The organism is Halosimplex carlsbadense 2-9-1, assembly GCF_000337455.1.
In the GTDB taxonomy this organism is placed as follows: domain Archaea; phylum Halobacteriota; class Halobacteria; order Halobacteriales; family Haloarculaceae; genus Halosimplex; species Halosimplex carlsbadense.
In genome coordinates this window covers 86,525-111,525 of the sequence record NZ_AOIU01000045.1, presented here as the reverse complement: position 1 = coordinate 111,525, position 25,001 = coordinate 86,525, and the positions used below count along the sequence as shown (strand labels likewise).

General features: G+C 70.8%; 23 protein-coding genes. 8 read left to right on the top strand and 15 right to left on the bottom strand.

The genetic code is table 11. The annotated features are described in order from the left end of the window. Positions 1-114 precede the first annotated feature (114 nt). From C475_RS19995 to C475_RS19950, 10 genes are all read right to left on the bottom strand, one after another. Positions 115-1,023, bottom strand: coding sequence for an SDR family oxidoreductase (locus C475_RS19995; protein ID WP_006885720.1), 909 nt, complete (start codon positions 1,021-1,023; stop codon positions 115-117). Then, positions 1,020-1,442: a DUF5791 family protein gene (locus tag C475_RS19990; protein ID WP_006885719.1), complete on the bottom strand. Its 423-nt coding sequence runs from the start codon at positions 1,440-1,442 to the stop codon at positions 1,020-1,022. The genes C475_RS19995 and C475_RS19990 overlap by 4 nt, the downstream gene beginning before the upstream one ends. Before the next feature lie 83 nt (positions 1,443-1,525). Continuing rightward, on the bottom strand, positions 1,526-4,675 hold the full coding sequence (locus tag C475_RS19985) for a DUF7286 family protein (protein ID WP_152436550.1): 3,150 nt from the start codon (positions 4,673-4,675) through the stop codon (positions 1,526-1,528). After that, a complete protein-coding gene (locus C475_RS19980) occupies positions 4,672-5,559 on the bottom strand; it encodes a DUF7284 family protein (protein WP_006885717.1) in 888 nt (295 codons plus the stop codon). The genes C475_RS19985 and C475_RS19980 overlap by 4 nt, the downstream gene beginning before the upstream one ends. Next, positions 5,550-5,942, bottom strand: coding sequence for a DUF7285 family protein (locus C475_RS19975; protein WP_006885716.1), 393 nt, complete (start codon positions 5,940-5,942; stop codon positions 5,550-5,552). The genes C475_RS19980 and C475_RS19975 overlap by 10 nt, the downstream gene beginning before the upstream one ends. Next, complete coding sequence (locus C475_RS19970) at positions 5,920-6,396, bottom strand: DUF7283 family protein (protein ID WP_006885715.1); 477 nt, start codon at positions 6,394-6,396, stop codon at positions 5,920-5,922. Before C475_RS19970 ends, C475_RS19975 begins: the two co-directional genes overlap by 23 nt. A 34-nt stretch (positions 6,397-6,430) precedes the next feature. Next, positions 6,431-8,215 (bottom strand): hypothetical protein, encoded by a 1,785-nt coding sequence (locus C475_RS19965; protein WP_006885714.1) that lies wholly within the window; start codon positions 8,213-8,215, stop codon positions 6,431-6,433. Then, positions 8,215-10,179 carry an ATPase, T2SS/T4P/T4SS family gene (locus C475_RS19960; protein ID WP_006885713.1) on the bottom strand — a complete coding sequence of 655 codons (1,965 nt, stop codon included), beginning with the start codon at positions 10,177-10,179 and terminating at the stop codon, positions 8,215-8,217. The genes C475_RS19965 and C475_RS19960 overlap by 1 nt, the downstream gene beginning before the upstream one ends. Positions 10,180-10,600: 421 nt before the next feature. Continuing rightward, positions 10,601-11,089, bottom strand: a complete 489-nt coding sequence (locus C475_RS19955; RefSeq protein ID WP_006885712.1) for a DUF7311 family protein — start codon at positions 11,087-11,089, stop codon at positions 10,601-10,603. Between the two features lie 3 nt (positions 11,090-11,092). Then, positions 11,093-11,779 carry a DUF7310 family coiled-coil domain-containing protein gene (locus C475_RS19950; protein ID WP_006885711.1) on the bottom strand — a complete coding sequence of 229 codons (687 nt, stop codon included), beginning with the start codon at positions 11,777-11,779 and terminating at the stop codon, positions 11,093-11,095. Positions 11,780-11,859: 80 nt separating this feature from the next. On the opposite strand from C475_RS19950, the gene C475_RS19945 reads away from it, so the two are divergent. From C475_RS19945 to C475_RS19930, 4 genes are all read left to right on the top strand, one after another. Continuing rightward, positions 11,860-12,945: a tubulin/FtsZ family protein gene (locus C475_RS19945; protein ID WP_006885710.1), complete on the top strand. Its 1,086-nt coding sequence runs from the start codon at positions 11,860-11,862 to the stop codon at positions 12,943-12,945. A gap of 69 nt (positions 12,946-13,014) precedes the next feature. Further along, on the top strand, positions 13,015-13,305 hold the full coding sequence (locus C475_RS19940) for a DUF5789 family protein (RefSeq protein ID WP_006885709.1): 291 nt from the start codon (positions 13,015-13,017) through the stop codon (positions 13,303-13,305). Positions 13,306-13,452: 147 nt separating this feature from the next. Continuing rightward, positions 13,453-14,616 (top strand): inorganic phosphate transporter, encoded by a 1,164-nt coding sequence (locus tag C475_RS19935; RefSeq protein WP_006885708.1) that lies wholly within the window; start codon positions 13,453-13,455, stop codon positions 14,614-14,616. 75 nt (positions 14,617-14,691) lie between these two features. Further along, positions 14,692-15,117 (top strand): universal stress protein, encoded by a 426-nt coding sequence (locus C475_RS19930; protein WP_006885707.1) that lies wholly within the window; start codon positions 14,692-14,694, stop codon positions 15,115-15,117. 34 nt (positions 15,118-15,151) lie between these two features. Here the strand turns inward: C475_RS19930 and C475_RS19925 are convergent, their stop codons facing one another. Further along, on the bottom strand, positions 15,152-15,592 hold the full coding sequence (locus tag C475_RS19925) for a hypothetical protein (RefSeq protein ID WP_006885706.1): 441 nt from the start codon (positions 15,590-15,592) through the stop codon (positions 15,152-15,154). 186 nt (positions 15,593-15,778) lie between these two features. Next, positions 15,779-16,921 carry an acyl-CoA dehydrogenase family protein gene (locus tag C475_RS19920; protein ID WP_006885705.1) on the bottom strand — a complete coding sequence of 381 codons (1,143 nt, stop codon included), beginning with the start codon at positions 16,919-16,921 and terminating at the stop codon, positions 15,779-15,781. A 135-nt stretch (positions 16,922-17,056) separates the two neighbouring features. On the opposite strand from C475_RS19920, the gene C475_RS24725 reads away from it, so the two are divergent. After that, the gene (locus C475_RS24725) at positions 17,057-18,001 is read left to right on the top strand and encodes an excalibur calcium-binding domain-containing protein (RefSeq protein ID WP_204366199.1); all 945 of its coding nucleotides are present in this window, start codon (positions 17,057-17,059) and stop codon (positions 17,999-18,001) included. 479 nt (positions 18,002-18,480) lie between these two features. On the opposite strand, the gene C475_RS19910 is transcribed toward C475_RS24725, so the two are convergent. Continuing rightward, on the bottom strand, positions 18,481-19,362 hold the full coding sequence (locus tag C475_RS19910) for a winged helix-turn-helix domain-containing protein (RefSeq protein ID WP_006885703.1): 882 nt from the start codon (positions 19,360-19,362) through the stop codon (positions 18,481-18,483). 132 nt (positions 19,363-19,494) lie between these two features. Here C475_RS19910 and C475_RS19905 point away from each other — a divergent pair, with 132 nt between their 5' ends. Beyond that, on the top strand, positions 19,495-20,487 hold the full coding sequence (locus C475_RS19905) for an aldo/keto reductase (RefSeq protein WP_006885702.1): 993 nt from the start codon (positions 19,495-19,497) through the stop codon (positions 20,485-20,487). A gap of 213 nt (positions 20,488-20,700) precedes the next feature. On the opposite strand, the gene C475_RS19900 is transcribed toward C475_RS19905, so the two are convergent. Together C475_RS19900 and C475_RS19895 are read right to left on the bottom strand one after the other, a co-directional pair. After that, the gene (locus C475_RS19900; protein ID WP_006885701.1) at positions 20,701-22,053 is read right to left on the bottom strand and encodes a hypothetical protein; all 1,353 of its coding nucleotides are present in this window, start codon (positions 22,051-22,053) and stop codon (positions 20,701-20,703) included. Positions 22,054-22,143: 90 nt separating this feature from the next. Continuing rightward, on the bottom strand, positions 22,144-23,004 hold the full coding sequence (locus C475_RS19895) for a 3-hydroxyacyl-CoA dehydrogenase family protein (RefSeq protein WP_006885700.1): 861 nt from the start codon (positions 23,002-23,004) through the stop codon (positions 22,144-22,146). Between the two features lie 272 nt (positions 23,005-23,276). Here C475_RS19895 and C475_RS19890 point away from each other — a divergent pair, with 272 nt between their 5' ends. Continuing rightward, on the top strand, positions 23,277-24,083 hold the full coding sequence (locus C475_RS19890; RefSeq protein WP_006885699.1) for a class I fructose-bisphosphate aldolase: 807 nt from the start codon (positions 23,277-23,279) through the stop codon (positions 24,081-24,083). Beyond that, positions 24,080-24,985, top strand: a complete 906-nt coding sequence (locus C475_RS19885; RefSeq protein WP_006885698.1) for a class 1 fructose-bisphosphatase — start codon at positions 24,080-24,082, stop codon at positions 24,983-24,985. Before C475_RS19890 ends, C475_RS19885 begins: the two co-directional genes overlap by 4 nt. Positions 24,986-25,001: the final 16 nt, after the last annotated feature.

Sequence of the window (25,001 nt, the reverse complement as noted above, 5' to 3'; positions counted from 1 at the left end):
CACTGTCTCACTGCTCGCCGGATCGGCGAAAATAACGGCAGAGAACGGCTGATAGGCAAAATAAAGACACGGCGTCTCCGTGACACCTCGGACACCGAATACGTTCGACCGGGGTCAGGCCGTCCCGTCGTCGTCCGCGAGATACGCGTCGACGGCCGCCCGGTACCCCTCCCGGTAGGTCGGGAACGCGAACTCGTAGTCCAGCCCGCGCAGCTTCTCGTTCGAGACGCGCTTGCTCGTCCGCAGTCGCCGCTCGACGGTCTCCGAGAGGTCCTCCGCGGCGAGTCGGTCCTCGATCGTTCGCTTGGGCGGCTCGGCCTCGCCGCACTGGTCGGCCAACCAGTCGGCGAACTTCCACTTCGAGACAGGCTCGTCGTCGACGACGTTGACGGCCTCGCCGCGGGCCAGGTCCGATTCGAGCAGGTAGCGCACCGCGCCCGCGGCGTCGTCGCGGTGGACCATGTTCAGGTACCCCTCCGTCACCGGCCCCTCGACGTACCGGTCCAGCCGATAGCGGTCGGGGCCGTACAGCCCGGCGTAGCGGGCGACCGTGCCGTCAACTCCGTACTCTGCGGGTCGCTCGACGGCGATCCGCTCGGCCTCGGCCAGTACTTCCGTCTTCGGGGTCGTCGGCTCGATGGGCGTCGCCTCGTCGACCCACTCGCCGTCGTGGTCGCCGTATACGCCCGTGCTCGACGTGTACACGACGCGGTCGGGCGCCGATTCACGGCCGCAGAAGTGGTCGATTGCGGTCTTCAGCCCCTCGACGTACACCTCGCGGGCGGCCTCGGCGCCGCGCCCGCCGCTGCTGGCCGCGAAGACGACGGCGTCGGCGTCGGGCACCGCCGTCAGCGCGTCGCCGTCGGTCACGTCCGCCTGCACGCCCGCGAACCCGGCCGACTCGATGGACTCGACGCCCGACTCGGAGCGGCGGACGCCGACGACGTCGTGGCCCGCGTCCGTCAGCTGCCGACCCAGTTCGGTCCCGACGTAGCCACAGCCCAGGATAGCGACGCGGGTCATCGGGCTTCGAGGAAGCGGTGGATCGCCGCGTACTCGGCGAGCGTGATCGGGTACCGCCCCTCCACCTTCTGCTGGATCTCCTTGGGGTCCATCTCGTCGTCCAGCCCCGCCGCGACGGCGTCGACGTCGACGACCGCGGTGGTCATCCCCATCAGGAGGATATCCAGCGCTTCCAGTTTGATCGTCTCGCCGTCCGGGCGGTCGGGGTCGGTCGCTAGCACCGCCGCGGCGGCCTCCAGCGTCAGCTCCGGCTGGTCCCCGGCGGCGATCGCCTCGACGACCTCGGGGTCGACGCCCGACCGCGAGACGACCGTGTCGATCCCCACCGATTCGACCGTCTCGGCCAGTAGTTCGCCGTACGCGCGCCGTACCTCCTCGGGCGACCGCTCGCCCACCGACTCGAATTCGCCTCTGAGCATACCCGCTCTTCGCGGTCGGCCTACAAGTCAGTGTCACTCTCCGTCGCGCCCCGGTTCGCCTCGGCCGACGGCGCGACCCGCGTTCACCCACCCCCGCCGTCGGCCTCGGTCCCGTTGATCGACAGCGGATACGTCTCGCCGGTCCACGGCCGTTTCCGTGGGTCCGGCCCCGGTTTCGGCCATCCCTTCGACTGTTCGATGGAGTTGCCGTCGATGTCGCCGACGCCGGTACCGCCGGCCGGGACGACCACCGTCACCGCCGTCCGGGTCGTGAACTTCACCTTCGACGAGCGACCGAGTACCTCTCCCCTCCCGTCGCCGTCCAGGTCCAGCGTCGCGTTCCCGCCGTCGCGGACGTACTGCAGCGACGCGTCGCCGACGGCGGGCGTCCGCCGCGGGACTTCGACGGCGAAACGGGCGTACTGACCGCGCACTGTCACCGACCAGACGTTCGTCGTCACGGCCCAGTTGCCCAGCGGCGGCGCCAGCGGCAGTCCGGCCGGGATCTCGGTCACCGACTCGTTGAGCCGCTCGGCCGCCACCTCGGAGACCTTCGACTCGACGGCCTGCCCGACCACGTCCTTCAGGCCGGCCGTGAGAGTCGTCACCGCTGGTCCGGACACCTTCCCCCGTTTCGCCTCCAGGGCGTCGTACAGGCCGGTCCGGAGTTGTACCCGCACCCGGTCGCGCCGTCGTGTCGTCCAGTCACCGTCGGTCCGCCGCGCCGCCGCGGCGACGATCGGCTCGACGACCGACCCGTTCGCCATCGCGAGCGCCCGGGCGTCCAGCGAGCGCCACCGGTCCAGCCCCGCCTCGACGACGGCCTCGTGGTCGGTCGACAGATTGCCGACGCCCGCCGACTCCAACTCCGTCGCCAGGTCGGCCTCGACTGCTTCGACCGTGTCGTTCAGTTTCACCCGGAGGCGGTCGCGACGTTCCCTGACGGTGGCGTTCGGGCGGTACGCCAGCGTCCGGTTGGCCGCCCGGAGCGCCCGCGCGGCCGTCGAGAGACGGCGCTCCCGGCTCGTCCCGCCGGGCAGGAGCGCGCTCAGCGCCACGTCCGTCGCGTCGGCGTAGGGGAGACTGAAGTAGTTCACGTTCCGGGCGGTCAGCGGGTTCGTCTCGTTCTCGACGGCCGCGACCTGCCCTGGCGTAACCGTCGCCAGCGTCAGATACGGCGGCGCGCCGTCGACGGAGTAGTCGAGGGCCGGCCCGTCGCCGCTCGGCCCGGTCCCGCTCGCTCCGCCTCCGCCGCCCGGGCCGGCGTCGCGCTCGTCTGCCCGCCGGGCGTCGTAGCTCGACCGCAGCCGCGACAGCGACGGCCCGCCGACCGTCCCGATGGCGCTCGCGAACGCGCTCTCCCGGTCCGCCCGCCGGTCCGCCCGCTGCTCCACCCGGTCGATCACAGACGAGAGGTAGCGCCCGCGGACGGCCGCGCGGGCCTTCGCGGCGACGCTGTCGTACGTGGCCGGCGCGTCGACGAGGTCCGCGCGTCGGTCGCGCAGCTTCGCGGCCAGCTTCGCGGCCGGCGTCGCCTCGTAGGTCCCCATCCGGCCCCGCGCGACCGAGACCGACGCCTCGCGGAGCGTCTGCCGCAACCGGATCAGGTCACGGGAGACCCAGCGGGACACCTCTCCGGGCCACTCGCCGTCGATCCGCGTCGGCGTCTCCGAGAGCGACCCCCGCGCCGCGCGACCGGCCAGCGCGTCCGGGCCGCCCGCGAGCCCGACCGCGTCGCGGACCCGCGGCGGCACGTCGGCGAGGTTCGGGCCACCGAACCGCCCACCTCGCTCGTGGACCGACGGGATCGGACGGTCGGGCGCGTGGGGGCTCGGCGCGTGACGACCGACGACGGCCACTCGGACGCGCTTCGTTTCGGTGGTCGTCCGGGTCGTCGAGTTGAACGAACCGTTGTGATACCACACCGCCCGCCGCTCGTGGCGCAGCCGGACGGTCCGGTCGTACGTCTCCAGCCGGTGGTACCCCGACAGGTCCGAGACGGTCGGCCCGCCCGTCGCGTTCGACACGCCGGCCACGTCGGTGTCGGTCGACTCGGCGCGGAACTGCCAGTCGTCGCCCGCCGGCGGACCCGGTCGGTCCGGCCTCCCGCCCGCGGCCCGCTCGGTCGCCGCGAGCGTCCGAACGTCGGCGCCGTACACCGAGTCGATCGTCCCGTTGATCTCGCCCTCGCGAACGAACTCGCGAAACGCTCTGTCCGCCGAGAGCCCGACGGAGACGGTCACCGTCTCGTTCGGCGGTGGCGCGTCGGTCCCGCCCGTGGCGAGTCCCGGAACGCCCGCGCTTTCGGTGGGGCCACCCGCGGTCCGGATCCCCTGCTGGAGGAGTTTGCTCGTGGAATCCTTGCTCGGGCCGTGGGCCGCGACCACCTCCTGTAGCCCGACGCGGGCGATCGCGGTTCCGAGCGCGTCGCGGCCGTCCGGGTCGCTCGCACCGAAGACCGACCGCTGCTCGTCGAGTACCGCCCCGTTCGTCGTCAGCTCGACGTGACGGTTCGCGACGACGTTCTCGACCGGCGCGCCCCCGTACTGCGCGTAGCCGCGCGCCCAGGCCACCGCGTAGAGACGGACGGTCAGCCGCTGGCCCAGCCCGGGTTTCGAGACGCCGCGTTTGAGCCGTTCCTGGTAGGTCTCGACGCGCTCGTGGACGGCCAGCACCGGCGTCGGGACGACCACCGAGAACGAGCGGCGTTCGGTGCCCACCGCGTGACCGTTCCGGGTCGCCTCGACGGTGACGTTCGAGAGCCAGACCCGGAGCTCCGTTCCGTCGGGACCGGCTCGTTCGACGCTCACCCGATCCATCGCCGCCCGAAGCGCCTCGGGCGTCGGCGTCGGTGCCAGCGACGCGTTCGCCCGCACCCCGCGGTGCGTGCGCGCGACCGTCCGCAACCGCTCCCGTGCGGCCAGGTATATCCGGATCTTCAGCGCGTCCCTGAACGCGGTGTCCGGATCGAGCAGTTCGCCCCATCTGTTGTTCGCCGGTGCCAGGACGGGGTCGCTGGCTGCGGCGACGCCCGCCTCGGCGACGGCCGTCCGGACCGCCGCGCGGGCGTCCGCGGTCGTCCGCTCGACGGCAAGGTCGACCGCCGGCTCGGGCGTCGGTTGCGGACGGTCGACCGCGCTGGCGAACAGCGCGCTCGATACCACCAGCAGGACGCCGACGAGCGCGAACGGGACGCGGCCGCGCGTCCCGACTTCGAACCCGTTCCGGCTCACTCCGACCACGTCCTGACGACGATTCGGACCCGACGCGCTCGCACCGCCGAAGCGGCCGCTGTCGGCGAGTCGTATCGCCGCTTCAGGTCCCTCGCCAGCCGCTCGGCGAGCGAGTCGGACAGCCGCCGGTTCGCCTCCGCCACCCTGTCGGGCGTGAACGGTGCGGGCGTATCGACGCCTAGCACGGTCGCCGCCTGCCGGTAGCGGTGCGCGACCAGCGCGCGGTCGGGTCCTTCACTGTAGAGCGCGTCGCGCGTCTCGCTCGGTGGAAACAGGTCGGCGACGACGGCGTCGGCCAGTACGGACGCGACACCGTCGAAGCCGTTCGTTCGCGCCGCCCGGGCGGCCGACCCGGTGAAGTTCGGGAGTCCGCTCGCGGCCGCGACGGTCGCGACCGACACGTCGGCGTCCCGGGGCGGCGCCTCACCGACGCTGAACGACGAACGCAGCGTCGCGTTCGGGTAGGGGCGCCAGGTCACCGCGACCTGTGCGTTCGCTTCTCGCGTGTGCAGGACGCGTCGGGTGGCGTTCCGGCTCCCCGTCCGCAGGCTCCCACCCATCCCGGTGAGGGAAGACCCGCCGAGCGACGGGTCGGCCACCGCGGCCGCCGCGAGCAACTCCGCGTACGTGCCGCTGGCCGTCCGGTCGGCGGTGACCGAGACGGTCTCGTCGCCGTCCAGCAGCGCCGACGACCGGACTCGCGCCGAACGGGTGTAGGTCGCTTCTGTCGTGGCGGTGGCCAGCAGGTCCGCGGTCTCCTCGGCCACGCGGTTCCCGTCAGGCGCGCGACGGTCGCCGACGCCCGCCAGCGTCCCGACGGCGACCCCGACCAGCAGGACGAACAGGACGGTGTCGAGTGCCGTACTCGACGCTCTCAGGTCCATACGCGCACCTCTAGCCGCCCCGGTTCGACTCGACCCGGATCTGTGCGGACGCTCACGCGCCGACGCGCGGTGTCCGCGGTCTCAGGGGGGGCCGGGCCCGCCCGCTCGATCCGATTTCCGACGGTGAGCGTGACGTTGACCCGGTAGCCGTCGGGACCGCGGTCGAGCGCGGCCGAGAGGCGGCCCGGTCGGGCGACGCCGCCGGCGGTCAGCGCGCGCTCGATCCGGTCGGCGGCCGTTTCGGCGTGGTCCCGGTCGAGCGGTCCGGGGAGGTTCGCCTCGAACGCGCCGACGTAGAGCGCCAGCGCGAGCGCGACGACGACCACCGCGACGACCGCCGCCAGCGGCTCGGTCTGGGCCTCACGCCCCGACGAGCGTCGCATTCGCGTCCCCCCAGGTCACCCGCCTGACGATCAGTGTCTCCGGGGCGGGCTGCCACGACGGTTCCCGCGTCCGGGTGCGGTCGAGGACTCGCGCGAACGTCGTCTCACTCCCGAAGGCGCGCTCGGGCGGGACGCCGCGGAGGACGCGCCGGAGCCGGTCGCCGTCGCCACCTGCAACTCGAACTACGGGGCCGTACGCGAGCGACGCGTGGGCGTCGCCGCCGGGGCCGCGCAGGCCGACCCGGTGAGCGCCGATCCGGATCCGCCGAGCGTCGACCGGGTGCCGAGCCGTCGCCTCGTGGGGGCTGGCGGCGACGCTGTCGATCGTGCGAGCGACGGGTTTGGCGTCGGGCGGCGGCGCCGTCGGGACCCGTAGCGCGAAGCCCAGGATCCCGGCGCTCACGATCGCGAGCCCGAGCCAGACGTACGTCGATTCCACGGTGGTATCGAACATGGGTCGGCCTGGTCGCTCACTCCGATTTAAACGTTCACACCAGCCACCCCGTTCCGACGAGGGCGGCGACGAAGACGGCCGCGGCGAGACAGAGCGCGCGGCCGACGCGGTAGCCGACCAGCGAGCGGTCGAGGCCCCGTTCTAACCCGGTCGCGAGCGTCGTCAGGACGACGGCGAGCGCCATCACGTACGCGCCGACGGCGAGTCCGAGCGCGACGGGCGAGACGGCGGTCGTCAGCGGGCCGTCGCTACTCATCTGCTCGGCGAGCGTGACGGTCGCACCGCCGACCAGCGGGCCGAACACCGCCGCCGTGTTCGCGAGCGTCGACGTGACCCGCTCCAGGTCGCGGCGGATCGTCCGCTCGACGTGCTGCAGGTCGTCGAGGTGATCGGCCATCGCGACGACCGCCGGTCCGGCCGGTCGCCCCTCCGAGGCGGCGACGGCGAGCAGCTCCGCCGTGCTCCGCGCGCGCTCGCTCGGAACCGTCGCGAGCGCGCCGTGTTCGCCGAGGAACGACTCGCGGACGCCCGCCCGGACCTGCCGCTGCTGGCGGACGGCGTCGGCGAACACCTCGCCCGTGGCCGAATCGAGCAACTCGACCGCGTCGTCAAGCGCGGTCTCGACCGACCGGCCTCGGTCCACCTCGCGACCGACGAGATACAGCGCGTCGGGCAGGCCGGACTCGACGGCGGCGACCCGGTCGCGGACGGCGGTCATCGGCCGGTAGGCGACGACCAGCGCGACACCGACCCCGACTGCGGGCGCCGCTACGACCGCCGTCCACGGCGCCGCGATCGTAGCGACGACGAGCCAGGCGCCCCCGCCCGCCGCCCCGCCCGCGACGAGCCCGGGCCACCGGCTGTCGGGCACGTCGGGGTGGGACCGGGAAACGGGCGCAGGCGGGAACGCGACCGGTCTGCGCGCGAGCAGCCACCCGCTGGCGACCAGCAGCGCCGCGGGCAGTATCAGGTCGTAGCCGACGACGACGGCTGCCAGCGGGACCTCCAGGCCGACGGTGCCGGCGGTCGGGAGCAACGCGACGAGCGCCAGCGGGAGGAGGACACCGAAGGCGTACAGCGCGGTCGCCGGCCCCTGGATCCCGGCCGCGAACTCGGCCATCGATTCGCGAGTCCCCGCCAGTGTCACGTCGAGCGCGCCGTCCAGCGCCCGCTCGCGTTCCTCCGGTTCGGCCGAGCCCGCCGACTCGACGAGCGTGAGCGCGCGCCGGAGCGCCGGGAACCACTCGGCCCACTCGTCGGCGAACGACGACAGCCCCGACCGCCCGGTCCCGCGCGCTCGCCGCACGTGCGCCGCCAGGCTCCGAGCGAGGCGACCGTCGCCCGTCTCCGCGGCGAACGCGGCCGCCGTCTCGGTCGTCGGCGCCAGCCGCATCCGCAGGACCGCGCTGCTGACCAGTTCCGGTGCGGCCCCGAGCGCGCGGGTCCGTCGAGCGGTCGCCAGCCCGCGGGGCAGGTACCGCGCGGCGACCGCGACCGGGACCCCGACCAGCAGCCCCGCGGCGACGGCGACCGACGGCGCTCCCAGAAGCAGGGTCAGCGCCAGCGCGACCGCGACGGCCGTGAGGACACCCCCACCGTCGCCTGCTCGGAGGACCGTCTCCGCGTCGAGGTCCCAGCCGAGGAAGTCGACCGCCTGCGCGAGTTCGGGGTCATCCCCTGGGTCCCACGGTGCGGCGGTCGCGAGCGCCGCGACGGCGGCGACGAAGCGGTCGTCGCCCTCGCGGGTCGCGCCGGGCCGGTTCGCCGGTGCCCGCGACGGCCGCGGCACCCGCTCGTCCGCGTCTCGGGCCCTCGGCATCACGCGCTCACCCGTTCGACGCGCGCCCGCTCGACCGTTTCGGGGTCTGTCCGGCCGGTCGTGGCGAGGCCGTCGAACCACTCTGCCCGGGCGGACAGTTCCGCTCTGAGGTCGGCGTAGCTCTCTTCGGGTCGCGCCAGCGCGGCGACCAGCCGGCTGTTGCCACGTTCGATCCGGTCGGTCGAGCCCAGTCCGTCGCCGTCGCGCTCGTAGAGCGAGACGAATTCGACGGCCTCGACGCCGCCGGGACCCGACTCGTCCGCCGTGCCTCCGCGCCCACCACCGGTCCGCTCCACCTCCTCGATCGCGCGGACGCGACGCTGGGTGCCGTCCTCGGTCTCGGCGGCCTCGAGCGTGACCAGCAGATCGGTCGCCGCGAAGGAGCTCTCGGGGACGCCCAGGTCGGCGACGACGCGCTCGCGGACGGCCGCGCCGCCGTCACCGTGGATCGTCCCGAGGACGGCGCCGTCGTTGGCGCCGACGCGCATCGCCTCGTACAGCGTCGCGGCCTCCTCACCGCGGATCTCGCCGACGACGAGCGCGCCGCTGCCGAGCCTGAGCGCGGTCCGGAGCGCCTCCGTCGGGCTCGTCCCGGCGTCGTCGAGCGAACTGCGGAGCGCCTGCACGTCGCGACCCCCCGACTGGAGGGCGTCGACCGGGAGTTCGGGCGTGTCCTCGATGACGACCGCGCGCGTCTCGGCGGGGACCTCCCACAGCAGCGCGCTCAGGCAGGTCGTCTTCCCGGCGCCGCGCGGGCCGGCGACGAGGCCGGCCGCACCCCGCTCGACCGCCACGGACAGCAACGCGGCGGCGTCGGCGGACATCGCCCCGTTCGCGACCAGCGCCGGGAGCGTCCAGGCCGCCCGGTCGCCCGCGCGGAAGGCGAAGGCGACGCCGTCGCTGACGGGGTCGGTCACGGCGGCCACGCGCACACGGCGGCCGCCGGTCGCGACGGCGGCGTCCAGCGTCGGGTCCGCGCCGGAGAACGCCCGCCCGCTCTCTCGGCGAAAGCGCGAGGCCAGCGCCGCGGCCCCCTCGTCGGTGAGCCGGACGTTCGTCCGCATCGCCTCGCCGTCGACGCGGACCCGTAGCGGCCGCTCCGCGACCGGCGCCGTGGCGAACACGTCCGAGACCCGCGGGTCGGCGAACAGATCCGCGACGACGCCGTACCCGCGGGCGTGCTTGCGGAGGACCGCCGCGATATCCTCGACCGGGTCGTCCTCGTCGGCGACCGCCCGGACGGCGCGACCCGGCGCTCGCTCGGCGCCCGCGACCTCGGCACCGGCGACCTCGCCGTCACCGACCTCGCCGCCGGCCAGTCGGTCGTACGCCGCCGACAGCGTCGCCGCCGTCGCCTCGTCGAACCGGGACTCGACGGGTTCGAGGTGATAGGTCGCCAGCGCGTCGGCGGGCCGCTCGTAGATCCGAACGAGGCCGCCGCCGTCGAGTTCACGCCGGTCGCGCAGCCGAGCGTCGCTCGGCGGCCGCGCGGCCACCCTGGAGCGGCTGACCGTCGGCCCGACGAACGGCCGGAGCGCGTCGTCGTACCCCTCCGCCCGCGCCGCGCCCGCGGCCAGCCCCGTCTCGGCCGCGATCCGTTCGACGGGCCCCGCTCGACCGGTCGCCTCGCGCGCGGCGGCCAGCGGGTCCCGCTTCGCTCGGTCGGCCAGTCGCTCCTCGCGGAACGCGGCGGCGTCGGCGAACCGCCCGGCCGCCGTCAGCAGCGCCGCGGCGTCGTCCTCGTAGGCCCGAACGGTCCCGTCGGCGCGAGTCACGACCGTCTCCGCGTCGCGGTCGGTCAGTGCCGTGACGACCGTCTCGCGACAGTCCGCCGACGACGCCAGTCGGCCGTCAGCGGGACACTCGCCCGCGTCGACGACCAACTGATTCCCCTCGAAGGCCGGGCGACAGCCGCAGGCGTCCTCGTCGTCGCTCCCGCGGAGTCGTGACAGCAGTGCGTCCATGGCCGCCGGTGGCCGCGCGCCCGTATTTCAACCTTCGCGCCCGATGGGCGGTGTTCAGTGCAGGTGACGGACGTAGCAATCCATCGTGGCGCGCGCTGTCGCGAGTCTCGTCTCGCGACAGCATCGTGCGAGGGATGAGCATCGGAGCGAACGCAGTGAGCGAGAAGCACAATCGGTTGGGGAGGCGTGTGGCTGTTTGCGGTGCTGTGCGGGCCGGGTGCGGCCCCTGGTGGACTGAAAGGGCGAGGCGCGCCGAGGGCTTTCATCGCTTGCTGTCACCTGCGGTCAGGCTATCTCCGAGGGAGCGCGCCGAGGGCGTTCATCGCTTGCTGTCCCCGGTGAGTGCAGTCGCTGCCGTTCGACTTCAGTCCGCGACTCGTCCAACCGAAACAACCGATACACCCGGAACACGAACAGAACGCTATCGGACGCGGACGACGGTCCGACCGTCGACGGCGACTAGCGTCAGGACCAGCCGAGTCTGCCCGTCGATTCGGAGCCGCTCGGTCGGGATCGGCCGGATACGGACGCCATCGACGACCACCGTGTGTTCCGTTCCGTCGACGACGCGCCACGTGAAACGGGTCGCCGCGGTCTCGTTGCGCCCACCTGATCCGAGTCCGCCGTCGGCATCACCGACCGAAAGCGGTGGACCGACGCCGAACCGCTCGACCCCGGCGCTGGCGAACCCCTCGGTCGGAAGGCCGAGGGAGACCGAGCGCCGCGCGGGGCCGGCGCCTGGCGGGAGCGCACCGTTGCCGGCCGCGAGCGCTCGGGCTTCGGAGACGATGCGCTCGACGGCGTCCCGGACGGCGGTGTCGCTCCGCTGGACGCCCGCGTACTCGACCGCCGGAACCGCGACGCCGGCCACGGCCACGAGCAAGACGACGGTGAAGGCGACCCTGACCACGGCCTACAGCGCGTCGCGGACGCGCTCGATGAACTGCTCGGTCCCGCCGTCGGACTCCGACTCCGAGGACGACCCCGCCGACCCGTCTCTCCGGGAACGGTCGTCGTCACGAACCACGCGACCGCGACGGTCGTCGCCGGACTGGGGGTCGTCGGGCTGGCCGCGGCCGGTGTGTCGGCTACCGTCGTCGTGAGCGGACCCGTTCGGATCGGTCAGGTCGCGGCCCGCGCTCGTCGCTCCGTTTCGACCCGCCGCCGACGGGTCGGGTGTCGTCCCGGTCGGTCCCGTCGACGACCGGTCGGACGGTGGTTTCGCGTGCGCGTCGTTCTGCGGTTCGCCGTGGCCGACGCGGTCGGGGGACCGGTTACCAGGGCGTTCCTCGGATCGGCCGCGGGCCGTCCCGTCGTTACCGACGGCGGCCTCGACGGTTTCGGCCTTGGCGAGGGCGGCGCTGGCGCGGCGTTCGACCTCCCGGTTGACGGCGCGGACGTTGCCAGCGTAGCCGCGGACGGCTTCGAGGCCGGCTTCGAGTTCGTCCAGACGGGATTCGACGCTTTCGAGCCGCGCTTCGAGGGTCTGGACGTCGTCGACGACGCCGCTGCGGTCGCGCAGCTCTCGCAGGTCGGTGTCGCCATCGGTCAGCGCGCGTTCGACGGCGTCGAGTCGCGCGTCGAGGTCTCGCTCGGACATGGTCGACGGTGGTCCCGTCACCGCACTTGAACCCTCGGCCGTACCCAACGTTGAATAACCACTACTCCGAGGGTAGTGATATGAAAGTCGTCCTGATTGGTGTCGGCCAGGCTGGGGGCAAGGTGACCCAGCGATTGGCCGAGTACGATTATGACATGGGGTTCGGCGCCGTGCAGGGGGCGATGGCGGTCAACACCGCCGAGGCGGACCTGCGGAATCTCGATATCGATACGATGCTGATCGGCCGCGACCGCGTGAAGGGTCACGGGGTCGGCGGCGACAACGAACTCGGCGCCGAGATCATGCAAGCCGAGGCGACGGAGGTGATGGACGGCCTCGACGCGAAGCTCTCCACCGAGGCCGAGGCCGTCGTCATCGTCGCGGGCCTCGGCGGCGGCACCGGCTCCGGCGGCGCGCCCGCGCTCGCCCGGGAACTCAAGCGCATCCACGACATCCCCGTCTACGTCACCGGCATCCTCCCGGGACGCGACGAGGGCGCCATCTACCAGGCCAACGCCGGTCGCTCGCTCAAGACCGTCGCGCGCGAGGCCGACTCGCTCCTGCTGATCGACAACGACGCCTGGCGCACCGCGGGCGAGTCCATGGAAGAGGGCTTCGCCGAGATCAACGACAACATCGCCCAGCGGCTCGGTCTCCTGTTCGCCTCCGGCGAGATAGATGCCGTCGACGAGGTCGCCGAAAGCGTCGTCGACTCCTCGGAGATCATCAACACGCTCCGCCCCGGCGGGATGGCCGTGCTGGGGTACGCCAGCGCCGCCGCCAGCGAGGACGCCGGCGAGAACGTCAACGCGATCACCTCCACCACGCGCAACGCGCTGTTGACCGGCACCAGCGTCCCGAACGTCGTCGAGGCCGAGACGGGCCTGCTCGTCGTCGCCGGCCAGCCCGAGCGCATCTCCCGGAAGGGCGTCGAACGCGCCCGCTCGTGGATCGAAGAGGAGACCGGCAGCATGCAGGTTCGCGGCGGCGACTTCCCGCTCGACTCCGAACGCATCGCCGCGCTGGTCCTGCTGGGCGGCGTCGAGCGCTCCAACCGCATCGACGAGTTCATGGAACGGGCCAAGGAGGCCCACGAGTCGAAAAACGACGACCGCGGCGAGGCCAAAGAGGCGTTCGTCAACGAGGAACTCGACGACCTGTTCTGACTCTCGGCTTCGCGTCTCCCGCCATCTGGAAGCGAAAGCTCTAATCGCCGGGCCGGGAAACTGACAGGCATGGCTGACGACGACTCCGAGGAGGAGGAACCCGCGGTCGAGCTCGGCGAGGGCGAACCGGTCGAGGGCGCGCCCCTCGCGCGCGTCACCTCGCGCCTGAACTGGGGCGCCGCCCACAGCGACATCGTCGAGCGCGAGGGCGACAGCACGGTCCGCACGCCCGACGGGCCCCGGGATCTGGCCGACGTGATGGACGAGATCGACACCCCCTACTTCGAGACCCGCCAGGAGTTCACCGAGGCGGTCCACGAAGTCGTCGGCACCGGGCCCATCCCGACCGCGAACGAGTGACCCGCGGACCCGTGCCGGTTCTTCTCTCCGACTCGGTGTGAGCGCGCCACGGTTCCACCTGATCCCGGGAGTCGAGGGCTTACCGTGTCGCGGTCGACCATAGCCGGCGCATAATTACGTTGCCGTGACGTGCTTTTCCCCCAGACGATGGTCCGGACCGTGCTCCTCCTGGGGGTGGTCGCGTCGGTGTTCGTCGGATTCAACATCGGGGGGTCCTCGACTGGGATCGCGTGGGGGCCCGCCGTGGGCGCCGGAATCCTCCGGAAGGTCACGGCCGCCGCACTGATGACATTGTTCGTGTTTCTGGGCGGCTGGACGGTCGGTCGGAACGTCATGGACACGCTCAGCGGCGACATCGTCACGACGGAGATCTCGCTCGGCGCGGGGGTGGCCGTTCTCTTTTTCATCGGGTTCGGGATCCTCGTCGCGAACGTCTTCGGAGTGCCCGTCCCGACCTCGATGACGACCGTCGGCGCGATCGCGGGGCTCGGCCTCGCGACCGACACGGCCAACTTCCAGACGATCGGGTGGATCGTCTCCTGGTGGATCGTGACGCCGGTCGTCGGGTTCTGGATCGGGGTGACCGTCGGCCGGTACGTCTACCCGGAGCTCAACCGGCGCGTCCGGATCGAGGTCTCCGAGGGACCGACGCTTGCACTCGATCGGAGCGGCGCGCTCCCGCGGCCCACTCTGGGACCGAACACGACCCGCGGCGAGCTCGCCGGGACGCTCGTCGTCCTCGTCATCGGCTGCTACATGGCCTTCTCGGCGGGCGCGAGCAACGTTCCCAACGCCGTCGCGCCGCTGGTCAGCAGCCGCGCGCTCGAACCCGACATCGCGATCGGCATCGCGACCGTCGCCATCGGGCTGGGCGGGTTCACGATCGCCCGCCGGACGATGGAGTCGGTCGGCTCCGAACTCTCCGATATCCCGCTGCTCGCGGCGCTCGTCGTCATGATCACCGCCTCGACGGTCACGACCGCGCTCTCGTACATCGGCATCCCGATCAGCCTCGTCATGGCGTCGGTGATGACGATCGTCGGCCTCGGCTGGGGGCGGGCGACCCGTCCCATCGCCGCACGTGACGCGCTCCGTGGCGACCTCGATGCCGAGATCGAACCGGCGGCGCTGGCGGCCGAGCCGGACGCCCCAGTGACGGAGATCGGCGAGGCCGAATCCCCGGAAGTACTCGACGCGGGCGACCTGTTCAACCCCCGGGCCATCGCCAAGTACGTCTCGATGTGGATAATCGGCCCGACGATGTCGACGCTGCTCGCGTACGTCTTCTTCACGCTGGTCCCGGTCGCCTGAGCGCACGACCCGCTGCCCACCGTGACCGCTCGCTCGACACCTCCAGTTTTTCCCTGCCCTGCCCGTAGGGGAGGTATGATCTCGCGTGTTCTCGTCCCGATGGACGGTTCGGAAATGAGTGAACGAGCGCTCGAATACGCCGCGGAAGCCTATCCGAACGCCGAGTTCACGGTCCTGCACGTGGTCGGCGAGCCCTCGCCGCTGTGGGGGAAAGCCACCGGGATCGCGGTCGCCGACGACATCGACGCGGCCGCGCGCGAGCACGCCGAACCGATATTCGAGCGGGCCCGGGCGATCGTCGACGACGCCGACGGGGACGCCACCCTCGACACCGAGGTTGCCCTCGGCCACCCCGTGCGCGCTATCATCAACGGGGCCGACGACTACGACACGGTGGTCATCGGCAGCCACGGCGGCACCGTCGCCGAGCGGCTGTTCGTCGGGAACGTCGCCGAGAAGGTGCTCCGCCGCTCCCCGGTCCCGGTGGTCGTCGTCCGGTGAGGGGCGGGGGAGATCGGTGGGTCGACACGTCGCGTCAGGCACGAGTATCGTCGGCTCCCTCTCCGGAGTCGGTCGCCTCGTCCGCGTCGCCGACCTCGTCCGCTCGCGGAGTGCCCTCGACGCGTTCGTCCAGTGATTCGACCCGTTCCTGGACCTCGTCGAGCTGGTCACCCATCGCCTGTTCGACGGTCTCCCCAACCGACTCCTCGACGGTCTGCTCGACGGACTCCTCGACCGTCCGTTCGACCGAGTCGCCGACCGTCTCCTCGACGGTCTCCCTGACCGTGCGGGTCATCCAGTCGGGGTCGAACCGGACCATCTTCCAGACGACGTGGACGACGTACGCCGCGAAGACGCCGACGCCGAAGGCGATCCCGACGTTCGTGTCCACGGTCGCGATCAGCACGATAGCGAGCGCGATCAGTCCTCCGTAGACCAGGTCGACGAGCGCGTCGGCGCGTGCGGGGTTCACCACGGGGGCCGGTCACCCCCGCGTTCCCACCCTTCGAGTTCGTTCGGCTGCCGGTTCCCCCGTCGGCTGGCTCTCCCCTCCAAGCGCATGGTTGTCCGCTCGTGTGTACGAGTCGCGGACGGATTAGTTCCGGCCCGCGGTCCGGTCCACCGGTCGACGAGTCGACCGCCGCCGGAGTCTCCGAGCCGCTCAGCCCAGCAACTGGTCGGCGACCGTGTTCCGCAGCACTTCGCTGGTCCCCTCGTAGATTTCGTTGAGCTTCGCGTCCCGGTAGTACCGCTCGACGGCGAAGTCCTTCGTGTAGCCGTAGCCGCCGTGGATCTGGACGGCCTCGTTGCACACCTCCCGAGCCATCTCGGAGGCGTACAGTTTCGCCTGGGCGGCCTCCTTGACGTAGCGGTCGCCGCGCATCTTCTTGTCGGCCGCGGCGTGCATGAGATAGCGCGCCGCGTTGATCTTCGTGTCCATGTCCGCCAGCTTGTGCTGGATGGCCTGGAAGTCGGAGATCGGCTGGTCGAACTGCTCGCGGTCCTGGGCGTATTCGAGCGCGTCGTCGAGCGCGGCCTGCGCGAGGCCGATCGAGCGCGCGGCGATGGTGATGCGGCCGCCGTTGAGCGTCTTGAGCGCCTGCACGAAGCCGGCGCCCTCCTCGCCGAGCCGGCGGTCGGCGGGGATCTCCATCCCGTCGAATCGGAGTTCCGCGGTCGGACACCCCTTGTCGCCGAGTTTGTGTTCGGTCCCCTCGACGTGGAACCCCTCGTCTTCCTCGGGTCGGACCACGAACGAGGAGATGCCCTTGCCGCCAGCCTCGGGGTCGGTCTTGGCGAAGACGACGACCGTGTCGGCCACGGAACCGTTCGAGATCCACAGCTTCCCGCCGTCGATCGTGTACGTGTCCCCGGATCGCTCCGCCGTGGTCTCCATCGCCGGCACGTCGCTGCCCGCGCCCGGTTCCGAGAGCGCGAAGGCACCGATCTCCTCGCCCTCGGCCATCGGGACGAGGTAGGCCTCGCACTGGGCCTCGTCGCCGAACTCGTAGACCATGTTGCACGCCAGCGAGACGTGGGCGGCGACGATCGTTCCGAGGCCGCCGCTCCCTCTCGAAATCTCGACCAGCGCTTCGGGGTAGGCGTGGTAGTCGAGGCCGGCACCGCCGTATTCCTCGGGGATCGGCATGCCCATCAGACCCAGTTCGGCCATCTCCTCGATCAGGTCGGCGGGGAACTCGTCGGTCTCGTCGATCTCGGCCGCCCGCGGGACGACCTCGTCGTCGACGAACTCTGCGACCATGTCGCGGATCTGGCGCTGTTCCTGCGTGAGGGCGAAGTCCATGGGGCGCTATAGCGCGCCTCGGCCCTTGACTGTTCGGCAGAACCGCGCTCGAACGAGTGTGCGTAGATATTCTGTCCTGGCCTCGTTTCGATTACGGTCAGCACTTTGATGTACGTATCCAGCAAACGTACCGCTGTGAATCGCGCGCTCCTCACGTCTCTCGTCTTACTTTTCCTGATTGCTCTTTCCGGCTGTTCGGGAGTAACTCCCGACGAGTCAGGACAAGCCAAGCAAGGGACCGCCGGAGTTACTCAGGATCCAGTTCCGTTTCCGAACGGAACGAGCGACCAGGAGATCACGAACGTGTCACGACTAGATTACGAGCACTGGAATGCGATCCGGCAAACGGACTACGTGGTCAAAGCGACGTACACGGGCGACTACAACCTCTACAATCCGGACGAGTATTCGTGGGTCCGGGAGAACGCGACCGCTCGAAGTAACCTCACCGAGAAGAGGCGGGTCTTGCAGAAGACCAGCGCCTTCGAAGACGGTGAGAGCACCAACCAGACGTGGTACACCGAGGACACGGTCAGCTACGTCCGGAACGGCGGAGTGAACCGTGACGGCGACGAAGTCGAACCGTACTATTTCGTCGACCGGGAGTTCAGCGACTACGGGTTCGTCAATTTCCATCACGCCCTGCTCGTACGGATACACAAGCAACCGGTATTCGACAACGTCTTCGTCGGGACGACGTTGGAGTACGTCGACACGTGGCGGAACGGTAGCCACGGGTTCCATATGTATTCTGTCTCCAACGAGACTACCGACACCACCGGGGAGGTCGTCGTTCGGAGCGATGGCCTCATCAAACGCCTCACGGTCGACACGACGGTCGACGGGAACGCAGCAACGTTTTCACGAACGATCGAACCGCGTGAGGACGTATCTGTCACGCCGCCACAGTGGAAGGGGGAGGCTGTCCGGGCCGACCGGGAGGGTGGTCCTTCCAGTGGCGAGTACGACTGTGACGACTTCTCTTCACAGGCCGCCGCGCAAGCTGTCCACGAGCAGTCCGGCGGAGCGCACGGCCTCGATGGCGACGGTGACGGGATTGCATGCGAGGCGCTTCCCTGATCGTGTACAGGACTCGATAGGGTCCCGGAGTGGGCTGGCAAAGCGGGGGATACTCGACAGGAATTATTGGTCGTTTCTGTGAATTGAGTGGTGGTCCCTGTCTGACCCGGCGTGGGACGAGCTTGCGTCGGGGTGACGACTGTCGAAATCGATCGGCGAACGTCCTCGGCGCGGTCGGCCGTTCGGTTCACCAGATCCGCACGACGACCGCACGGAGCCACGACCTTCCCAGCCGATTCGCTCGTTCGCTGCGCTCACTCGCTCTTCTCCCACGGCTCCGTCTCGCGGCCTCCGCAGTGCTCACGGGTCGCTCTGCTCCCCGTTCGCTTCGCGGTGGTCCCTCCGGTCACACCGCGCCGTGCTCCGCCACGCCCGACAGCGCGCGCCACTGCGGCTGTCGGTCGTACTCCACACCGAACAGTCACAGACGGCCGTAGTAGTTCGAGACGGCCGGGGTGGTTCGAGACAGCGGGAGTCGCTCACGACCGCGTCGCTTCGACGGACAGCTCCCCGTCGACGACGAGTTCGAGCCGTTCGTCCTCGCAGGGGATCGAAAGGGCGACTTCCCACGGGTCGGTCGAGCGGACGGTGAGATGGCGGTCGGTCATGGCCCACTCCAGTTCCCAGTGGGGTCGGCCGGTCACGTCGACGCCGTGGTCGTGGAAAAAGGAGACGACGGCGGGATGATAGAGGTGAGTGAGCCCGACCGACATGTACTGGGAGCTTCCGCAGTGGTCGCAGTGGCAGCCGACGAACACGTCGAGGCGACCGCTTCCCTCGGTCCAGACGTCCTCGCCGCGGACGAACTCGAAGTCGAGAACGCCGGCGCAGATCGGGCAGACGCCGCGGGCGTACGCGAGCATCTCGTGGCGGTTGTACTGGTCGACGCGGTCGAGGAGGTCACCCCTGTCGCCGCTCTCGACGGCGCTCGGCGGCAACTTCGTGTGGGCGTAGACGTGGTCACAGCCCGGACAGCGAAGCTCGAAGTTGCCCTCGTCGTAGTGCCCTTCGACGGGAGTCTCGCAGAAGTAGCAGTCGGTCCCGATCTCGAACGCGTCGAGGGAAGCGCGACGGTTGACGCTCCCAGCCCGGATGAGGCGATAGAGCGTGAGCCCTTCGGCACGCATCGTGTAGCCGTCCTCGCCGCGGTCGACGAACTGTCCGACCAGCTGCGAGAGGTGGTAGTTGAACTGCCCGCTGTCGATCTCCGGGTCGACGGCCTCGCGCAACTCGGAGAACGAGACCCCGTCGTGGGGCCGCTCGCCGAGCGTCCGGAGGATCGCCGCGCGCGTCTCGTTGCCGATGAGCGCGAAGGCATCCTCCGGATCGGCGTCCGCTGCGGCGTCGGTGTCCTCGGGCATACCCGACTCTTCCCGAGTCAGGTCGAAATAGGTTGGGACCGCTCCCGGTCCGGAACGCTCCGGCCTCGCCGCGAAGGGGAACCACGCGCCGGATCGGCCACCTTTTTCGCCCGAGCGACCCAGGGATCAGGTATGGACACACGCGAGTTCGGCTCCACCGGCTGGGACGTGACGGAGATCGGTCTGGGAACCTGGAACGTCGGCCCGTCCTGGGGCGAGGTGACCGACGAACAGGCCAAAGAGGCCATCGCCACGGCGCTGGACGACGGCGTCAACGTCGTCGACACCGCAGAGGTGTACGGACAGGGCCGCGCCGAGCGACTCATCGGTGAGGTGCTCGACGAACGGGACCCGGACAGGAAGATTTACGTGCCGACGAAGGCCGCGCCGGACGAGGACGGCGGCCACTCCGAGGACGGACTCCGGTCGTCCGTCGAGGGGTCGCTCGACCGGCTGGGCGTCGACTCGCTGGATCTGGTCCAGCTGCACTGCCCGGCGACGGAGGCGTTCTACGACCCCGAGAACTTCCGGGTGCTGGAGCAGCTCAAAGAAGAAGGGCTGATCGACCACGCCGGCGTCAGCGTCGAGAAGGTCGAGGAGGCCGACAAGGCCATCGAGTACGACGTCGTCGAGTCGGTGCAGATCATCTTCAATCCGCTGCGCCAGCGCCCGGCCGAGCGCTTCTTCGAGCGCGCGGCCAACGAGGACATCGGGGTCATCGTCCGCGTCCCGCTGGCGTCGGGGCTGCTCGCCGACGCCTTCGAAGGGCCGGAGGACTTCGGCGAGGGCGACCACCGACGGACCGCCGCCGAGGAGGGCGTCGACGCCGGCGTCGGCCGCAAGGGCGGCGAGACGTTCGCGGGCGCCCCCTTCGAGGACGGGCTCGCGGCCGTCGACGACCTGCGGCCGTTCGTCCCCGACGACGCGACGATGGCGCAGTTCACGCTCCGCTGGGTCCTCGACCACGACGCCGTCTCGACGGTGATCCCCGGGTCGACCTCGCCCGACCACGTCGCCGAGAACGACGCCGCGGCCGACCTCGATCCGCTCTCCCACCAGACCCACGGCGCCGTTCGCGACATCTACGAGGCCCACGTCGCCGACTACGTCCACCACCGCTGGTGAGCGACCGGTCTCTCCTCCGCAGTTCCGCCGCCGCTCCGAAATCTTCTTGAAGGCGGCCGTCCCCCGTCTCCTGTTCGGTGGGGAACGCTCGGGAGCGCTCCGTAGGTGCGTTTCAGCCGGAGATCACAGCCGGCGAGTCCCGCCGCAGTCGGTCGGATCTCCAGCCGAAAACGGCGGGTTCGTCGTTCGAAGTTTCTCCCCGCGCGACGCCACTCAGTCCGCGCTCGCGGGGCTCGCTCGACCGTCGGCCTCACTCGGGTCGCCGGTGTCGTCCGGTCCGCGACCCAGCAGGTACAGCGGGACGCCGAACGCGACGGTGGCGGCGGCCCACGGGACGGTGGTGAACGCCGACAGGACCAGCCCCAGCACCGGCGACGCCGACGGCGCGTAGAGGACGGCGCCGCCGAACGGTGCCGCCAGCAGCGAGAGGGTAACGAGCGCCGCGACCCCGCGGTCGCGTCCGTGTGCGCGGCCGAGCGGGAACCAGAGCACGGCGGGGACCGACAGCAGGGCGGTCTGGAGGGCGACGATCGAGACGGTGCTCGCGGCGACGGCCACGAGCACCGCCGCGCCGAGGGTCCACGCGAGCGCGCCGCGAGCGGACAGGGAGTCCGCGTCTGCCGCGAGATTCCCGACCAGCGCGTACAGGACGGCGAAGGTCAACACCGTCTCGGCGACGGCGGGCGCGACCAGGTCGAGCCAGAAGATCGACCCGAAGGCCGCCAGGACGGCGACGGCGCTGGCGCGTGTGAGCACGTACCCGAGCCGTGACGGGTCCACGGTCGGTAGCTCGTCACCCCAGCGCCGCACGACCACCAGCAGGGCACCGAGTCCCAGGGCGGGCGCGAGGCCGAGGACGAGCGCGCCCGGCTCCGCGAGTCCCACGCCGAAGGCGACGAATCCCACGGTCGTCAGCGCGCGCGCACCGGGTCCGTCACTCGGCGCGAACGCCAGACGGGTGTCGCTCCCGAATCCCGGTTCGTCGTCGGTGGGGCGCCAGACGACCGCCCCGTCCTCGACGGTCCCAGCCGGCGGCGCGCGGCTCACGACCGTGCCGTTCGGCCCCTCGATCCGGAGTTCGTCCGCTTCGAGGTCGAGCCCCGACCGGCGGGTGCGGGGATCGAGCAGGTCCACAAGAACGACACCGCCGAGGCTCTCGTGGGCCACGTCGGGCTGATCGAAAGTCACGACGAGCGTGTCGTTCGCGACGCTCGTGTGCAGGTTCCGCGGGTCGTCGACGACGGTTCGGCGGTCGAGACTCGCCCGGACGACGCGCTCGCGGAGCGTCGCGTTCGCGGCGAGCCGGTCGGCCGAACGGTCGTCGACCCGGACGCGTGCCGCCCAGTGACCGGTCCCGGACTCGTCGACGCGGATCGTCGCCGCGCCGTACTCGGCGGTGAGCCGGATGCCCTCGTTCTCGGCGGCGTCGGCGAGTCCGTCCCCGCAGACGCCGCAGACCGCTTCCGGCGGCGGCGCCGCGGTCGCCGGTCCGACTGCGACCGCAGCGAGCGACGAACAGACGAGGAGCGCGGGGACTGCGAGGAGAGCGAGACGACGGGCTGTCATCACTTCGCACCTCACCCGCCGGTCCCAAGTGGGTATCGGAGGGTCAACCGGGGATTGTACTCTCCCGTCCCGTCTCCGGCCGGCGTCGCGCTAGTCGTACTCGTAGAATCCCGTCCCGGTCTTCTTGCCCAGGTCGCCGGCTTCGACCTTTCGTTTGAGGAGGTAGGCGGGCTGGTAGCGGTCGCCCAGTTCCTCGTGGAGCGTCTCGGTGGCGTGGAGACAGACGTCGAGGCCGATGTGGTCGGCGAGTTCGAGCGGTCCCATCGGGACGTTCGTCCCGAGTTCCATCCCGCGGTCGATGTCCGCTTTCGCGGCGACGCCCTCGTCGTAGGCGCGGATCCCCTCGTTGATCCACGGCATGAGGATCCGGTTGGTGACGAAGCCGGGCTTGTCGTCGGCCTCCCAGGTCTCCTTGCCCAGCGCCTCGGCGAACGCGTGGGCGAACTCGACGACTTCGGGGTCGGTCTTCTCGCCGACGACCACCTCGACGCCTTTCATCACGGGGACCGGATTCATGAAGTGGAGCCCGACCACGTCGGCCGGCCGGTCGGTGGCGGCGGCGATAGTCGTGATCGAGAGCGTGCTGGTGTTCGTGGCGAGGGTCACGTCGTCGTCGGTCACGTCGTCGAGGTCGCCGAACACGTCGCGCTTGACCTCGATGTCCTCGACGACGGCCTCGATCGCGAGATCCGCGTCGGCGAGGGCGGCCAGATCGGTGGTCCCCGTCACGCGCTCGCGCATCCGTTCGGCCTCCCCTTCCGAGATGGTCCCCTTCTCGACGAGGCGGTCGAGCCCGCCGACGAGGGTCTCGATTCCCTCCTCGACGAGGTCGTCTTCCACGTCGCGCAGGACGACGTCGTAGCCTGACTGGGTGGCGACCTGCGCGATTCCGCTCCCCATGGTGCCGGCGCCGACGACGCCGACGGTGTCGACCGCATCGAGTTCGCGCATACCCAATCTGGGTCCGCCGCCGAGGTAAGCCTACTCCCGACCGGTGACCGGTTCCGCCAGACACCCCCTCGCTCGGCGGCCGCAATACATGTCGAGTACTGCTCAGGTACTCGCCGCGTCGACCGACTGCACCTCCCGGATACTTCGAATCGGCCGATTCCGGCCGTCCGAGCGCGTGCGAACACTACGCACGACCGAATCGTTTACTCGTCCCGTAGTAAATCGTGTCAGAAAGAAGATATATACGTTCGGTCCGTGTACGCTTGTTCGTAATGCGACCCATCGCAGACGCTCCGGTCACCCGGGACGGGAAAGTCCTCGTTTTGGCGTACGACCACGGTATCGAGCACGGGCCGGTCGACTTCGACCCCCAGCCCGAGAGCGCGGACCCGGAACACGTCTTCGATGTCGCCACACACCCAGCCGTCACCTCGCTGGCCGTCGGTAAGGGCGTCGCGGAGGCCTACTACCCTTCCTACGAGGACGACGTGTCGCTGCTCGCCAAGCTCAACGGGACGTCGAACCTCTGGATGGGCGAGCCCGACAGCGCCGTCAACTGTTCCGTCGAGTACGCCGCCGAGGAACTCGGCGCCGAAGCTATCGGCTTCACCGTCTACCCCGGCGTCAACGGCGAGGTCGAGATGTTCGAGGAGTTCCGCGAGGTCCAGGAGAAGGCCCGGGAGTACGACCTCCCGGTCGTGATGTGGTCCTACGCCCGCGGCCAGGCCGTCAAGAACGACACCGGCGAGGAGACTATCGCGTACGCCGCCCGCCTCGGGCTGGAACTCGGCGCCGACATTGCCAAGGTCAAGTATCCCGGCAGCAAGGAGGCCATGGAGACGGTCACCCGGATGGCCGGCCCGACGAAGGTGCTCATGTCCGGCGGGTCGAAGACGAGCGACCGCGAGTTCCTCGAGAGCGTCAAGAGCGTCATGGACGCCGGCGGCGCCGGCCTCGCCGTTGGCCGCAACGTCTGGCAGCGCGAGGACCCGATCGCTCTGCTCGACGCGCTGGAGGAAGTCATCTACGAGGAGGCCTCGGTCGACGAGGCCCTCGATGCGACCACTCCTAAACCATGAGCCAACAACTCCCGCCCTCGGCCGACTGGATCGGGCACCCGACCGTCGACGCCGTCTTCGACGTGGTCCGGGACACCGCCGCGGAGGTCCGCGAGGCGCTGCCCGAGCGCCGGGCGTACGTCGAGGGCCACAACCCCAGCGGCGAGAAAGTCCGCGCCGCCGACGAGTACGCGGACGAGCTGTTCTGCGAGCGCCTGCTCGCGCTCGATTCCGTCGGGAGCTACGCCTCCGAGGAACGACAGTCCGCCCGGGAGGCCGACGACGGCGGCGAGTACCACCTCGCGCTCGACCCGCTGGACGGCTCCTCGAACCTCACCTCGAACAACCCGATGGGTACCATCGTCAGCGTCTACGACGAGCCGGTCCCGACGGGCGGCGACCACCTCGTCGCCGCCGCGTTCGTCCTCTACGGCCCCAACACCACGATGGTCGTCTCCGACGGCGACAGCGTCGACGAGTACCTCATCGAGGGCGCCGCCGACGAGGGCGACGACGGCCGCAAACTCCTCCGCGAGGACCTCACGCTGCCCGACGATCCGACGGTCTACGCCTTCGGCGGCCGCCGCCCGGACTGGACCGACGGCGTCACCGCCGCCGTCGAGGACCTGGAAGCCGATCGGCTGAAGCTCCGCTACGGCGGCGCGTTCATCGCCGACGTGATGCAGGTGCTCACCCACGGGGGCGTCTTCGCCTATCCCGAACTGACGGACTCGCCCGAGGGCAAGCTTCGCTACTGCTTCGAGTGCGCGCCCGTCGGCTTCGTCGTCGAAGCCGCCGGCGGCCGCGCTTCCGACGGCTACGGTGACCTCTTCGGGACCGACCCCGACCGCCTCCACGCGCGCAGCCCGGTGTATCTCGGCAACGAGGAACTTGTCGACCGGGTCGAAGCGACGCTGTCGTAACCGGGCTGTCGGAGGG